This is a genomic window from Paraburkholderia sp. CHISQ3 (genome assembly GCF_030464945.1).
Lineage (GTDB): Bacteria > Pseudomonadota > Gammaproteobacteria > Burkholderiales > Burkholderiaceae > Paraburkholderia > Paraburkholderia megapolitana.
Genome location: NZ_JALPRG010000017.1, coordinates 14,608 through 27,821, shown reverse-complemented (window position 1 = coordinate 27,821; position 13,214 = coordinate 14,608). Strand labels below are relative to the sequence as shown.

The 13,214-nt window shown below is 63.2% G+C and carries 13 protein-coding genes; 4 read left to right on the top strand and 9 right to left on the bottom strand.

Going from position 1 to position 13,214, the window contains the following annotated elements:
• Window positions 1-34: 34 nt before the first annotated feature.
• The 3 genes from M0D65_RS30790 to M0D65_RS30780 form a co-directional block, all read right to left on the bottom strand.
• A complete protein-coding gene (locus M0D65_RS30790) occupies window positions 35-838 on the bottom strand; it encodes an ATP-binding cassette domain-containing protein (RefSeq protein WP_091014815.1) in 804 nt (267 codons plus the stop codon).
• A gap of 61 nt (window positions 839-899) precedes the next feature.
• Window positions 900-2,066, bottom strand: a complete 1,167-nt coding sequence (locus M0D65_RS30785) for an ABC transporter permease (RefSeq protein WP_266255869.1) — start codon at window positions 2,064-2,066, stop codon at window positions 900-902.
• A 204-nt stretch (window positions 2,067-2,270) separates the two neighbouring features.
• Window positions 2,271-3,326: a sugar ABC transporter substrate-binding protein gene (locus M0D65_RS30780; protein WP_266255868.1), complete on the bottom strand. Its 1,056-nt coding sequence runs from the start codon at window positions 3,324-3,326 to the stop codon at window positions 2,271-2,273.
• Window positions 3,327-3,578: 252 nt separating this feature from the next.
• Here M0D65_RS30780 and M0D65_RS30775 point away from each other — a divergent pair, with 252 nt between their 5' ends.
• The 4 genes from M0D65_RS30775 to M0D65_RS30760 all read left to right on the top strand — a co-directional run bounded on the left by M0D65_RS30775 (window position 3,579) and on the right by M0D65_RS30760 (window position 6,858).
• Entirely contained in the window at window positions 3,579-4,463 is an 885-nt protein-coding gene (locus tag M0D65_RS30775; RefSeq protein ID WP_266255867.1) for a MurR/RpiR family transcriptional regulator, read from the top strand.
• A complete protein-coding gene (gene iolG, locus M0D65_RS30770) occupies window positions 4,456-5,481 on the top strand; it encodes an inositol 2-dehydrogenase (RefSeq protein ID WP_266255866.1) in 1,026 nt (341 codons plus the stop codon). Before M0D65_RS30775 ends, iolG begins: the two co-directional genes overlap by 8 nt.
• Window positions 5,478-6,539, top strand: a complete 1,062-nt coding sequence (locus M0D65_RS30765) for a Gfo/Idh/MocA family oxidoreductase (RefSeq protein WP_266255865.1) — start codon at window positions 5,478-5,480, stop codon at window positions 6,537-6,539. The genes iolG and M0D65_RS30765 overlap by 4 nt, the downstream gene beginning before the upstream one ends.
• Window positions 6,540-6,630: 91 nt before the next feature.
• Window positions 6,631-6,858 carry a sulfurtransferase TusA family protein gene (locus tag M0D65_RS30760; RefSeq protein ID WP_091014813.1) on the top strand — a complete coding sequence of 76 codons (228 nt, stop codon included), beginning with the start codon at window positions 6,631-6,633 and terminating at the stop codon, window positions 6,856-6,858.
• Window positions 6,859-6,883: 25 nt separating this feature from the next.
• Here M0D65_RS30760 and M0D65_RS30755 read toward each other — a convergent pair whose 3' ends face one another.
• From M0D65_RS30755 to M0D65_RS30725, 6 genes are all read right to left on the bottom strand, one after another.
• On the bottom strand, window positions 6,884-7,855 hold the full coding sequence (locus M0D65_RS30755) for a glycosyltransferase family 9 protein (RefSeq protein WP_266255864.1): 972 nt from the start codon (window positions 7,853-7,855) through the stop codon (window positions 6,884-6,886).
• On the bottom strand, window positions 7,852-8,730 hold the full coding sequence (locus M0D65_RS30750; RefSeq protein WP_266255863.1) for a glycosyltransferase family 9 protein: 879 nt from the start codon (window positions 8,728-8,730) through the stop codon (window positions 7,852-7,854). Before M0D65_RS30750 ends, M0D65_RS30755 begins: the two co-directional genes overlap by 4 nt.
• A 231-nt stretch (window positions 8,731-8,961) precedes the next feature.
• Window positions 8,962-10,188, bottom strand: coding sequence for an MFS transporter (locus tag M0D65_RS30745; RefSeq protein WP_266255862.1), 1,227 nt, complete (start codon window positions 10,186-10,188; stop codon window positions 8,962-8,964).
• 134 nt (window positions 10,189-10,322) lie between these two features.
• Complete coding sequence (locus M0D65_RS30740) at window positions 10,323-11,150, bottom strand: phosphodiesterase (protein ID WP_266255861.1); 828 nt, start codon at window positions 11,148-11,150, stop codon at window positions 10,323-10,325.
• Between the two features lie 61 nt (window positions 11,151-11,211).
• The gene (locus tag M0D65_RS33195; RefSeq protein WP_367619348.1) at window positions 11,212-12,270 is read right to left on the bottom strand and encodes an ABC transporter ATP-binding protein; all 1,059 of its coding nucleotides are present in this window, start codon (window positions 12,268-12,270) and stop codon (window positions 11,212-11,214) included.
• The gene (locus M0D65_RS30725; RefSeq protein WP_266255860.1) at window positions 12,267-13,190 is read right to left on the bottom strand and encodes an ABC transporter permease; all 924 of its coding nucleotides are present in this window, start codon (window positions 13,188-13,190) and stop codon (window positions 12,267-12,269) included. Before M0D65_RS30725 ends, M0D65_RS33195 begins: the two co-directional genes overlap by 4 nt.
• Between the last annotated feature and the right edge of the window lie 24 nt (window positions 13,191-13,214).

Genomic DNA, 13,214 nt, shown 5'->3' with positions numbered 1-13,214 from the left:
GCGCAGCAGCGTGGCAGCGTAGGGGGCTCGTGCGTCAGATGACGGCGCCGTCGAGTTCGCCGATCATCTTCTGCATTTCAGCGCCGCCGGCCATCATGTCGAGCACTTCGTCCTTGCTGATGGTTTCCTTCGTATAGGTGCCAAGCGATTTGCCGCGATTGAGCAGCGTGAACGAATCGCCGATCGGATACGCGTGGTGCACGTTGTGCGTGATGAAGATCACCGAGATGCCCTTGGCGCGCGCCGTGTGAATCAGCTTCAGCACATTGAAGCTCTGCTTCACGCCGAGCGCGGCGGTCGGTTCGTCGAGAATCAGCACACGTGCGCCGAAGTGAATGGCGCGCGCGATCGCGAGACACTGCCGCTCGCCGCCGGACATCGTGCCGATCGGCTGATGTGGATCGCGCACATGAATGCCCATTTCCGCGAGTTTTTCGCGTGCGGTGGTGGCGCTCGTCTGCAGGTCCATCACGTTCAGAAAACCGAACATCTTTTTCTGCGGTTCGCGGCCCATGAAGAAGTTGCGCGCCACCGACAGCAGCGGTACGAGCGCGAGATCCTGATAGACGGTGGCGATGCCGAGATCGAGCGCGTCTTTCGGCGACTCGAAGTGCACGGGCTTGCCGTCCACGAGATACTGGCCCGACGACGGTTGATGCACACCGGCGAGCGTCTTGATCAGCGTCGATTTACCGGCACCGTTGTCGCCGAGCAGGCAGTGCACTTCGCCGCGTTTCAGGCGCAACGTGATGCCGGACAGCGCGATCACCTTGCCGAAAAACTTGCTGACGTTTTCGAGCGCGAGAATCGTGTCGCCGGTATCGACTGCAGGAGTCATAGCGTTGGCAGGCGCGTTGTTACCGGGGAGGGTATCGGACATGTTTGTCTCCTCGTGACGGTTACGATTGCGCGACGCGGCGGCGCACGTAGTGATTGAACAGCACGGCGATCAGCAGCATCACGCCGAGGAACACACGGAACCAGTCGGAACTCACGTTGGTATAGGTGATGCCGATCTGCACGACGCCGAAGATCAACGCGCCGAAGCAGGCACCGATCACCGAGCCGTAGCCGCCGGTCAACAGCGTGCCGCCGATCACCGCGGCGATGATCGCCTCGAATTCCTTTTGCAGGCCGCGGTCCGCCGCAGCCGAGCCGATGTCGCACACCTGCAGCACGGCGAACAGGCACGAGCAGAACGCGGTCAGCACGAACAGCGAGATCTTCACGCGCCGCACCGGCACACCGACGTTCTTCGCCGCATTCGCATCGCCGCCAACCGCGAGAATCCAGTTGCCGTAACGCGTTTTGGCGAGCACGAACGCGCAGATCGCGGCGAGTGCGAACCACCACAAGATCACCTTCGGAATGCCGGGCACGAGCGGTTGGCCGTTGTCGAGCATCTGACCGATGCCCATATGCGCGAGCGCCGTGAATAGGCCGGTGAACGCGACACCGTGAAACAGCGTATTGGCGATCCAGTCCTGCTTCGCGAGATCGCCTACACCGGAGATGATCGTGCGGTCGGCGACCATGATCGACAGCGCGAGCGTCAGGCCGCGCAGGATGAACAGAAAGGCGAGCGTGACGATGAACGACGGCAACCGCGTACGCATCACAAGATAGCCGTTCAGCGCGCCGAGCAGCATCGAGCCGGCGAACGCAAACAGGATCGATAGCGACAGCGGCCAGTGGAAGTAGACCGACGGGATGGCAACCATCATGCCGGCGAAGCCGATCATCGAACCGATCGACAGATCGAACTCGCCGGCAATCATCAACAGGCACGCGCCGACCGCGAGTACGCCGAGGTAGGCCGACACCTGCGACCAGTTCATCACACCGTCGAGATTGAACATGCCCGAGCCGCCAGCCGCAAACGCGAACACGGCGAATACGAGCACGGCACCCGAAATAGCGGCGAATTCCGGACGGTTCAGCAGATGGCCGAACCACGATTCCTTGCGAACGCGCTCGTCGGCGCCGGCCGGAGCGGGCTGCCCCGACGATGGTGCGTCGACGTTCTTGCTCGCGTGCGAAGGAAAGTGTTTACCGGCTACGCCCATGATGTCTCCTTGATGCCGGTCCCCCGACGACGCGACGTGCGCGCCGGCAGACCGGTGAAATACGGGGAAAACCGCGGCGCCTCGTGCTTCGCGCCCTGTGCGTGGCGGTAAGCGCACCGGAGTGTCCGGTGCCGGATGTACCGCTGTCTACGAGTGGCGCCGCGTGCGACTGACGGTCGGCGTGTCAGGCCGACCGGGTGACCCTCAACGGTACTGGCCCGCGTACTTGATGACCTTGTCGAGATTGTCCTTCGTGATGAAACCCGGGCCCGAGCGGATGTTCTTCGGTCCGTACGACGGTTGCAGCCCGTACGCTTCGAGCCGTGCCTTGAACTTCGGATTGGCCTGCAGGATCTGGCGGATCTTCGTCGGATCGGTGGTGTGCTCCTGCTTCACGATCGCCAGCACGGCCACCGGGATATAGCCCTGCAGATACGGCTGCTGGTCGATCGCGAACTGGATCGTGCCGGCCTGGATCGCCTTCGCGATGTCGTCGGAGAAGTCGAACGTGCAGAAGTAGATCTTGCCGGCAAGGCCCATCTGTTGCACGGCCTTCAGCGTTGCCGCGGCGGGTACCGGGCCGAGCGTGAGGATTGCGCCAGTGTTCGGATGATTGCGCAGATACGCGCTGACCTTCGACTGGATTTCGGTCGGATCCTGGCCTGAATCGATCGTCGAGGTTTTGTAGTCGACGCCGATTGCTTCAGCGAAACCGCGGCAGCGATCGAACGACACCGTATTGGTGGCGAGGTGGTTCACGCACAGGAACGACTTCACGCCGGCTGCTTTCGCTTTCTCTCCGGCCGCATGACCGGCTACGTATTCGGGCTGGCCGACGTGCATGATCGCGCCGAGTTGCGCGCTTTGTTCTTCAGTGCCGGAGTTGATCGTGACGAGCGGAATCTTTTTCTCGGTCACTTTCGTGATCGAGCTTTTCAGCACGTCGAAGTCGGCGATGGTGACGATCACACCGTCGTAGTTGCGCGCGGCGGCCTGTTCGACGAGGCGCGCCATGTCGGCGATGTCGCCGTTAGGCGGGTTGCGGTAGTCGGTCTGGACGTTGAAGTCCTCGTCGGCCTGCTTGATTGCGTTCTTGATCGTGTTCCACCACGAATCGGAGTCCGGTGCGTGGCTGATCAGGACGAAGTGCGCGTCCGCTGCCTGGGCTACCGATGCCGCTGATGGTGCTCCGAACCCCGCCGCGAGCGTAAGCGCGGCCACCAGAATTCTGAGCGAAGCCTTGCCATTGCCAAGTCTCATGTCTCCACCTTTTGTCGGTCTGTCGTTTTTGAGGGAGCGTGACGTCGTGCGTCGCAACGCATGTCGCGTCGCTGCTCAAAACCAAGATTAGGCGATCTTTCGCGAGCGTGCAACGAAAATTTCATTACAAATAAAAATAGAAAATCCGTTCCATTTATGCGGAGCGCTGCCTATAATCGGCAGCATCGACGGGCCGTTCGGCGGCACGTGAAGCAGCGGTTTTGCAGCGCAAAAAATATCTGAGGGAGCACCATGGCGGACGACAGCACCGAAGAGTTGCCGAGCGTCGAAGAATTGATGCAGCGCATCGCGGAAAACTACGAAGACCTGCCGCGGCAGTTAAAGAGCGTGGCGACGTATATCGAGCAGCATCGCGCGAGCGTGATGGTCGATCGCACGAGCGATATCGCCGCGAGTTGCGGTGTGCATCCGTCGGCGGTGGTGCGTTTTGCGCAGCGCTTCGGTTTCTCGGGTTTTTCCGATCTGCAGGCGGTGTTCAGGCAGGCGTACACGGGGCAGGGCGCGTCGTCGCCGAGTTACCAGCAGCGCATTCGTAAGCTGATTGACGAGAAGCCGGGCGGACGGCTTTCGGGCGGTGCGGTGGCACGCGAATTCGTGGCTGCGTGTCGCGGCGGTCTCGATGAGCTGGAAACGAGCCTCGACGATGCGCAGATCGATGCCGCCGTGAAGATGTTGCAGCACGCGGACAACATCTACGTGATCGGCGTGCGGCGTTCGTTTCCGGTTGCGAGCTACATCGTCTACGCGTTGCAGCACACACCGAAACGCGTGCATCTCGTGTCCGGTTTTGGCGGTATGTATCGCGAACAGATTCGCAGCGTGAAGAAGGGCGACGTGGTCGTTGCGATCAGTTTCGCGCCGTATGGAAAGGAAACGCAGTATTGCCTGCGCGTCGCGCATCACCATCAGGCGAAGACGCTCGTGATCACCGACAGCCAGCTGTCGCCGCTCGCGCGTTACGCCACGACGCAACTGTATGTGAAGGAGGGGAGCGCGTTCGCGTTCCGCTCGCTCACGAGCACGATCTGCCTGTGCCAGGCGCTCTTCATTGCGCTCGCGTACAAGCTCGAACTGAACGTAGAAGAATCGAAAGACACTGGAGGATACGATGACTGACACAGCAGGCCGCAAGCCGATCGATGTCGCGGTGTTCGGCGCGGGCCGGATCGGCCGCATTCACGCGGCGAATCTCGCACGCCAGCCGGGCGTGCGGCTTAAATACGTAGTGGACGTGAACCAGGAAGCCGCAGCCGCGCTCGCGGCACAGCACGGTGCGCAGGTGGCCGACATTGACGGCGCGATGGGCGATGCGGCGGTCGGCGCGACGGTGATCTGTTCGAGCACCGACACGCATGCCGAACTGATCCTGCAATCGGCGGCGCAGAAGAAGCACGTGTTCTGCGAGAAACCGGTCGACCTCACGCTCGAACGTGCGCGTGCCTGCGCGGATGCGGTAGCGCGCGCGGGCGTGGTCTGCATGATCGGGTTTCAGCGGCGCTTCGATCCGACCTTCTCGGCACTGAAGGCGCGCATCGACGCGGGCGAGATCGGTACGCCGGAAATGCTCGTCGTGACGAGCCGCGATCCCGGCGCACCGCCGGTCGATTACATCCGTCACTCGGGCGGCATTTTCAAGGACATGCTGATTCACGACTTCGACATCTTCCGCTGGATTCTCGACGACGAAGCCGACACGTTGCATGCAACGGGTAGCGTGCTGACTGACCCGACGATCGAGGCCGCGGGCGATATCGATTGCACCGCGGTCACGATCCGCACGAAACGCGGGCGGCTGTGCCAGATCAATACTACGCGGCGCGCGGCCTATGGCTATGACCAGCGCTTCGAAGTGCTCGGCAGTGAGGGGATGCTGCAGGCGGGCAACGTGCGGCCGACCGAAGTGGTCGCGTATTCGAAGACCGAAGTGTCGAGCGACGTACCCGAAGCGTTCTTCCTCGAACGTTATCGTGCGGCGTACGCGCTGGAAATTGCGCATTTCTTTGAAGCTGTCACGCAGGGTAAACCGGTGCGCACGACAGTCGCCGATGGCGTGAAAGCACTCGAACTCGCCGAAGCGGCGACGCGGTCGTGGCGCGAAGGCCGCGCGGTGAAACTCGATGAGGCGGTGCGATGACTGTGGCGAACGGGGTGGGGCAGGAACCTGGTAGTAAGAGCAGGCAGAGCGTGCGCGTCGGGGTAGTGGGGCTGGGGCGGTTGGGGCGCCGGCATGCGCAGAATCTCGCGTATCGCGTGCCGGGCGCGACGCTCGTGGCGGCATGCAGTCCGCTCGACGAAGAGCGTGCGTGGGCGCGCGATACATTGCCCGATCTGCGGCTCTACGACGATTACGCGGCGCTGCTGGTCGACTCGACCGTCGACGCGGTGTGGCTCGTCACACCGTCGGCGTTGCACGCGCAGCAGATCGTCGATGCGCTGCACGCGGGCAAGCATGTGTTCTGCGAGAAACCGCTTTCGCTCGATGTCGCCGAATGCGAACGCGTGCTGGCGGAGGCGGCGCGTTATCCGCATCTGCAGGCGACGATCGGCTTCATGCGGCGCTTCGATCCGAGCTATCGCGATGCGTTCGACAAGGTGCGCGATGGCGCGATCGGCAGGCCGTTTCTCGTGCGCTCGCAGACTTGCGACTGGAACGATCCGGATGGCTTTTTCGTGCGCTTTGCGCCGACGTCGGGCGGCATTTTTCTCGACTGTACGGTGCACGACATCGACGTGGCCCGCTGGTTGCTCGGCAAGCCGCGCGCGAAGCGCGTGTTTGCAAGCGGCACGGTGGCGCTGCATGAAGGCCTGCGCGAATTCGGTGATGTCGACAATGGCGTCGCGATCTGCGAATTCGAAGACGGACGGCTGGCGGTGTTCTACGCGTCGCGCACGATGGCGCATGGCAACGACTCGGGCAGCGAAGTGATCGGCACGGCGGGTGCGCTTTCTATCGGTCGCAATCCGCGTTTGAATCGCGTCGAGATTCTGGATGCGCACGGCGTGCGTAACGAATGCACGCCGACGTTCTTCGAGCGCTTCGAAGACGCGTTTCTGGCCGAGGCGCAGGCATTCGTCGCGGCGGTGCGCGGCGGCGCGCAAACGGGCGCGAGCCTCGCGGATGCGCTGGAGGCGACGCGCATCGGCAGTGCGCTGCGGGCTTCGCTGGCAAGCGGGGAGGCGGTGACGCTGTGAGCGCGGGGCGGCTGCGGTAGAATCTGGGCCTCTGTGCGGTGCCGTTGCCGCCGCTGTTGCCGCTCTGGCAGAAAGGTTTTCCTCGATGCAGATCCAGATTCACAAGGAAGTCGACGCACGCGGGCTAAACTGCCCGCTGCCCATCTTGCGCGCGAAGAAAGCGCTCGCCGATATGGAAAGCGGCCAGATTCTCAAGGTGCTCGCCACCGATCCCGGTTCGCAACGCGACTTCGCCGCGTTCGCGAAGCAGACCGGCAATGAGATCGTCGAAGTCTCGACGCAGGACAAGGTTTTTGTTTTTCTGATGAAGAGACGGTAAGTCTTGTTTCGGCCGGTTTTCGCCCTTACAGCGATGCCGGAACCGGATATCGCCGCGTCATCCTCAAGAACGCCGACAGCACCCGCGAACAGGTCAGCGTCTCCTTCCACAGACGCTCCTTCAATCGCGACGTCGGCACCCACTGCCACGGCAGAATGATCTCCACCGCACCCCATGCCGGTCGCCAGCGTGCCGACACGCCGCGGCGGCGAAACAGGCTCACGGCTGGAATGTCGAGATTCGATGCCAGGTGCCCGATGCCCGAATCGTTGCCGATGAAGTAGCCGGATTCGTAAACCCAGGCAGCCAGCGTCCCGAGATCGGCGAAAACCGGCGCGGGCACACCGGACATATCGATGTCTTTCCAGCGCGCCCGCTCGTGTTCCGCGATCACGAAATGGGGTTCATAACCTTTGCGTTGCAGCCGCCGCGCCAGTTTCACGAAGCGTGCGGCGGGCCAGCGCTTGTCGTCGGTACTGGCTTCGGGGTGAATGACCACACGTCTCGCGTGCCGCCGGTGCAGCAGACCGGCGGGCGCTACGACCCCGTTGGCCAGATCCACGTCGTCGAGATCCAGCTCGTTGCGGCAAAAGTCGGCGAAGCGTTCCGCCATGCACCCCGAATGCTCGCCGAACTCGACGTCGTGCAGCGTCCGCACACGCGAATGGGCATCCAGCAAGCGGACGAGCGGCTGGTTCCACTGCATCTGCAGAACGGTGTCGTAGGCGGCGAAGGTGTTCGCGCTGTCTTCTTCGGCGGGCAGGCGGTGCACGACGACACCGGGAAACCAGTGTCGAAGCGCGTAGGCAGGATTGCCGTAGACAGTGACGTCGATGCCGTTCTTCAGCAGATTGCTCACGATGATCATCGAGATCAGCGTGTCGCCGATCGCGTTCGACATCGAGAACGCCATCCGGCCAAGATTGCTTTTGTGCAGACGGGGTTCGGTGCTCGGATGTTGTCGGGCCAGCATGCGCGCTTCGAGGCGCGCGTTCATACCGTTTCCCGCACGAACGCCGGTGCCGTGACGGTCGGCGCCGCTTGCGCCGAGACCTGACCGGTAGCGTGCCGCAGCCGTGCGAACGCGCGCTCGACCCGGCCCACGGTCAGCGCGTATTTCCAGAACCGCTCCTTGAGGTGTGCGCCGGGAATAAACGAACTGCCGATCAATATCTGCCCGCCGCCCCAGCCCGGACGCCAGGTCCGCGCAATACCGCGCCGCATGAAGAGCGAGAGCGTCGGTATATCGAGGTTCGACGCGAGGTGACCGATGCCGGAGTCGTTGCCGATGAACCAGCCGCTCTCGTAGACCGAGGCCGCGACGTCTTCGAGCGTGTCGAATGCGGGCAGATTCAATCCTTCGCGCAGGACGTCGAGCCACTCAGCGCGCTCTTCGGGCGCAACCACGAAATGCGGATCGAAGCCATTGTGGCGTAACCGTTGCGCGAGATTGACGTAGCGCGACTTGAGCCAGCATTTGTCGGCGGTGCTCGCGGTGGGATGAATGATCACGCGGCTCGCGTGCTTGCGATGCTGAAGGTCCGCCGGAGCGGTGAGGCCGTTGATGTTCTGCGTGACCGGCAGGTTGAGCTCATCGCGACAGAAATCGAACAAGCGGCGTGCCATCGGTTCCTGCGAACCGCTTCTGCAAAGATGGTCGAGCAACACGACGCGAGGATGGGTGCCGGTCAGATCGAGTGTGGGGTGAAGGGCGAGGACCAGCGAGAAATCGCCGAGTGTTGTTTGCGCGGTTGCGGGTTCGAGCGGAGGTCGGACTTCGACACCGGGGAACCACTTGCGCAACGCATGGATGTGGCGGCCGAATACCGTAACCGTTGCACCGTTCAGTTGCAGGTTGTGGGCAACCGTCATGAGCAACAATGAGTCGCCTATTGCTTTCGATGAAATTACAGCAACACGCCCCGTTATCGGAGAGTTATGACCCATGATTGCCCCGTCGGCCCTTTTCGAATTGGTGCCTGGTCAATGTTTACGACATCTTTCGGCGGCAAGTATAAAGTGCCGTAAGGATTTTGTCCCACGCGCCATAGTTACGGGTATTGCCCCTTTAGTTGCCGCTTTGGTTGCCCTTTCAATTGCCCCTCAAAGCGTGGGGTTTGCATCGCAATTCCTCTGGGGATTTTGCTGCCGTCCGCGGGCATGGCTCCATGCCGCAAGCCCGGCAAACAGTAATCCGGCAACCGACACGCCAACCCATCCGAAGGCCGGCCAGACCACGGCACCCACGCCGGACCCCACAGCACCGCCGATGAAATAGCACACCATGTAGACCGTGTTGACGCGGCTACGCGCTTCCGGCTTGAGTGCATAGATGCGCGACTGGTTGGAAATCTGCGCACCCTGCACGCCGACGTCGAGCACGATCACACCGATAACGAGTCCGACGATGCTCGCCCCTGATAGCCCGAACACGACGAACGACACGGCTACCAGGGCAATCGACAGCGAAATGATCGCGCGCGGCCCGCGCCGGTCGGCAAACTTGCCGGCATACGGCGCGGCCAGCGCGCCCGCTGCGCCGACGATGCCGAATAGTCCCGCAGCCTGCGGCCCGAGATGAAACGGCGCACCGGCAAGCAATAACGCCAGCACGCTCCAGAAAATGCTGAACGCCGCGAACAGCGCCGCGCCTGTCAGCGACGATTCGCGCAGGCCGCGTAGTTCGACGGTCAGATGCCAGAGCGAAGCGAGAAGCTTTCCGTAAGGTAGCGTCGAAGTGGGTTGACTGCGCGGCAAGCGCACGATGATCAGTATCGACAGTGCGAGCAGCGCCACCACCGATACGCCGAACACCGCACGCCAGCCGAAGTACTCGGCGACGAAACCCGCCGCGGTCCGCGCGAGCAGGATGCCGAGCAGCAAACCGCTCATCACGGTGCCGACGGCGTGACCGCGCTGCGAAGTGGGCGCAAGTTCGGCGGCGAACGGCACCGCTTGCTGGGCGATCGTTGCGAGCACACCGATCGCGAGACTGGCGGCGATCAGTACCTCTAGCGTCGGCGCTGTCGCTGCGACGATCAGTGCGACGCAGATCGCGGCGATTTGCAGCAGGATCAGACGGCGCCGGTCGAAGCGGTCGCCGAGCGGCGCAAGCAGCAGCATGCCGGCCGCGTAGCCGAGCTGCGTGACCGCCGGCACCGCACCGACCCACGACGCGCTATGCGGAAACGACTGGCGGAAATTGTCGAGCAGCGGCTGGTTGTAATAGATATTCGCAACCGAAACGCCGGCGATCGTCGCGAGCAGAAACAGCAGGCCGGCGAGCGACCGTTCGGGCACGGCGGGAGAAGAGGGGGCGGGCGTAGACATGAGCGGGACGACTGGCGGTAAGCCGGCGCACCGGCCGGCAGAAGGCTTCAAGCGTGCCGATCATACCGGAGCCCCCGCGATCGTGCTGGCGGCCCGGCAGGCCGCCATACGACGTGCCGCACACGCTCAATCGCTCAATCGATCAGCGCGCCTTCGGGCTCGTAGAACGGATAGGGGCCGTCCGCCGCTTCGACATAGGCATGGTGCGTGACGATCCCGGTCGCCGCATCGTAGCGATGCAGCGCGAATGCGGGCGGTTCCATCGTGAACGCGGACGGCGCATCGTCGCGCAGATCGAGCGCGACCTGATGTGCTGGCGACGGAATCGCCGATGCGATCGTGCCGCCGAAACGCGCGAACATCGGCCGGTGCACGTGGCCGCACAGTACGCGCTCGACATTCGGATGTTGCGCGATGAGGGCGGCGAGACGTTGCGACGACGGCGCATCGAGCCGGATCTCGTCCATGTGGCCGATGCCCGCGTCGAACGGTGGATGATGCAGCGCGACGACTACGGGTTTCCCACGCGCGTCATCGAGTTGCGCGGCGAGCCATGCGAGGCGCGTATCACACAGTGTGCCGCCGCTCTGGCCGGGCACCAGCGAATCGAGCGCGATGAACCGTAACGGACCAATGTCGAGCGCGTATTGCACGAATTCGCCGCCTGTCGACAGTTCCGGACGCTCGCCGAAGACCTCGCGCAACGGGCCGCGTGCATCGTGATTGCCGACCAGCAGGTAGTACGGAATCTCGAGCGTGGCGAGCAGCGTTTTCAGATGCGCGTACTGTTCGGCGGTGCCTTGATCGACCAGATCGCCGGTCATGACGATCGCGTCGGGACGCGGGTCGAGCGCATTCAACCTGGCGATGCAGCGCACGAGATACGCCGCGGTGTCGACGCGCCGATAGGCGAGCGCGCCGGGGCGCTTGATGTGGAGATCGCTGATCTGGGCTAGCAGCATGGGGAATCCTTGATTTTGAATGCGTGTGTCTGAATTTGACGCGCTGTGACTGTCACGATAGTCACGATAACGCAATCAACCCGTCTTGCGCGATCGAGATGCCGACCGGTGTGCCGCGCGCCAGTTCGACGCGGCCGGCGACATCGATGACGAGCGCATCGGGAGCCGCGCCGGCGATCGTCAGGCGGGTGCGTTCGCCGAGGAAGGCGGCAGTCTCTATGGTGCCGCGTAGATGGGCTTGTGCGGGGTCGGCGAGGTAGGCGTCTTCGGGGCGGAAGAAGAGCTCGTGCGGTGATGACGACTCTGCGTGCGTATGAGCATGTGCGGCGGGTAGTGGCACAGCACCGCCGGTCGTGGCCAGTTGTCCGTTACGCGTTTCGCCCGCGAGACGATTGATCGTGCCGATAAACTGCGCAACCGTGCGATTAGCGGGCCGGTAGTAGATGTCGCGCGGCGTGCCGATCTGCTCGATGCGACCGGCGCTCATTACGACGATGCGGTCGCCGAGTTCCATCGCTTCAGCCTGATCGTGCGTGACGTACACCGTCGTGATGCCTAGACCACGCAGCAGCGTGTTCATTTCGCTGCGTAGCGTGTCGCGCAGACGGGCATCCAGCGCTGTGAGCGGCTCGTCGAGCAGCAGCACGCGCGGCTGCAATGCGAGCGCGCGGGCGAGAGCTACGCGTTGACGTTGTCCGCCGGAGAGTTGATCGATCGGTTTGTCGGCATGCGCGGTGAGCCGCATCATCGCGAGCAATTCATCGACGCGGCTGCGCGCGGCGCGCTTCTCCACGCGCTTGATCCGCAAGCCGTAGCCGATATTGCCGCGCACGGTCAGATTCGGAAACAGCGCGTAGCTCTGGAACACCATGCCGACTTCGCGACGTTCGATCGGCAGAGCAGTGACGTCTTCATTACCGAAGACAACACGGCCACCCGCATCGGGCGTTTCGAGCCCCGCGATCATGCGCAGCGTCGTGGTCTTGCCGCAACCGGACGGTCCGAGCAGCACCAATGTTTCGCCGGCGGCGATGTGCAGGTCGAGCGGCTCGAGCACGCGGGTACCGCGGAACGTTTTCGCGCATTGCGTGAGCGTGACCGGAACGGAGGCGAGTTTCATGGCGATTCGTCGGAAAGCGAAGAGGGATTCTGCAGATTGGCGACGCGCGTGCGACGCGGCTTTGTCGTGTTGCGTTGGCCGGTGGCGTCGACACCGAACCATTGCATCGCGACGAGCAGCGGCATCGTCATGATGAAGAACAGGATCGTGTACGCACTGCCGATCTCGATGCGCAACGAGGCGTACGTATCGGCGAGCCCGACCGGCAGCGTTTTCGTGTCGGGCGTGTGCAGCATCCACGTGAGGTTGAATTCGCCGATCGACAGCGTGAGCACCGCGAGCGCACCGGCGACGATGCCTGGCCGCGCGTTGGGCAGCACGATGGTGATGAAACGCTGCATGAAGGTTGCGCCGAGGCTCGCGGCGCCTTCTTCGAGCGTGCGCAGATCGGCGCTCGCGCAGATTGCGGCAACCGCGCGCACCATGAACGGCAGCGTGAACACGACGTGCCCGACGACGATGAACAGCACGCTCATCCGGAACGCCGTGAAACCGCCGTACACGACGAGCAGCGCGAGTGCGGACGCGAGACCCGGTAGCGCGATCGGCAGCACCAGCAGTTCCTCGATGAAACGTGCCGCGCGCGTCTTGCTGCGCGCGAGCGCGTATCCCGCCGGCACGCCGGTAATCAACGTGACTGCGAGCGTAAGCGCCGCGACTTCGAGCGACAGGAACACCGAGCCGTTGTACTGCGCCCATACCTCGGCGAGCCAGCGCAGTGTGAGACCGCTCGATACGCCCTTGAAATAGTTGACGGTAAGGCCGGCGACGATCGACATGACGACCGGCACGATCAGGAACGCGCACAGCAGCAGTGTGACGAACCATTGCCCGGCGGCGAGCAGGGTACGCGACGATATGCGCGGCAACGGTCGCGGCCGGGCGGCGTTGTGTGGGGCGGTGTTGGTGAGCGGGTTCATGCGTATAAGCGGATCGGAATCGAG

Coding starts and splice junctions, on each gene's coding strand:
- M0D65_RS30790 (WP_091014815.1), bottom strand. CDS start 838: ATGACTCCTGCAGTCGATACCGGCGACACGATTCTCGCGCTCGAAAAC.
- M0D65_RS30785 (WP_266255869.1), bottom strand. CDS start 2,066: ATGGGCGTAGCCGGTAAACACTTTCCTTCGCACGCGAGCAAGAACGTC.
- M0D65_RS30780 (WP_266255868.1), bottom strand. CDS start 3,326: ATGAGACTTGGCAATGGCAAGGCTTCGCTCAGAATTCTGGTGGCCGCG.
- M0D65_RS30775 (WP_266255867.1), top strand. CDS start 3,579: ATGGCGGACGACAGCACCGAAGAGTTGCCGAGCGTCGAAGAATTGATG.
- iolG (WP_266255866.1), top strand. CDS start 4,456: ATGACTGACACAGCAGGCCGCAAGCCGATCGATGTCGCGGTGTTCGGC.
- M0D65_RS30765 (WP_266255865.1), top strand. CDS start 5,478: ATGACTGTGGCGAACGGGGTGGGGCAGGAACCTGGTAGTAAGAGCAGG.
- M0D65_RS30755 (WP_266255864.1), bottom strand. CDS start 7,855: ATGAACGCGCGCCTCGAAGCGCGCATGCTGGCCCGACAACATCCGAGC.
- M0D65_RS30750 (WP_266255863.1), bottom strand. CDS start 8,730: ATGACGGTTGCCCACAACCTGCAACTGAACGGTGCAACGGTTACGGTA.
- M0D65_RS30745 (WP_266255862.1), bottom strand. CDS start 10,188: ATGTCTACGCCCGCCCCCTCTTCTCCCGCCGTGCCCGAACGGTCGCTC.
- M0D65_RS30740 (WP_266255861.1), bottom strand. CDS start 11,150: ATGCTGCTAGCCCAGATCAGCGATCTCCACATCAAGCGCCCCGGCGCG.
- M0D65_RS33195 (WP_367619348.1), bottom strand. CDS start 12,270: ATGAAACTCGCCTCCGTTCCGGTCACGCTCACGCAATGCGCGAAAACG.
- M0D65_RS30725 (WP_266255860.1), bottom strand. CDS start 13,190: ATGAACCCGCTCACCAACACCGCCCCACACAACGCCGCCCGGCCGCGA.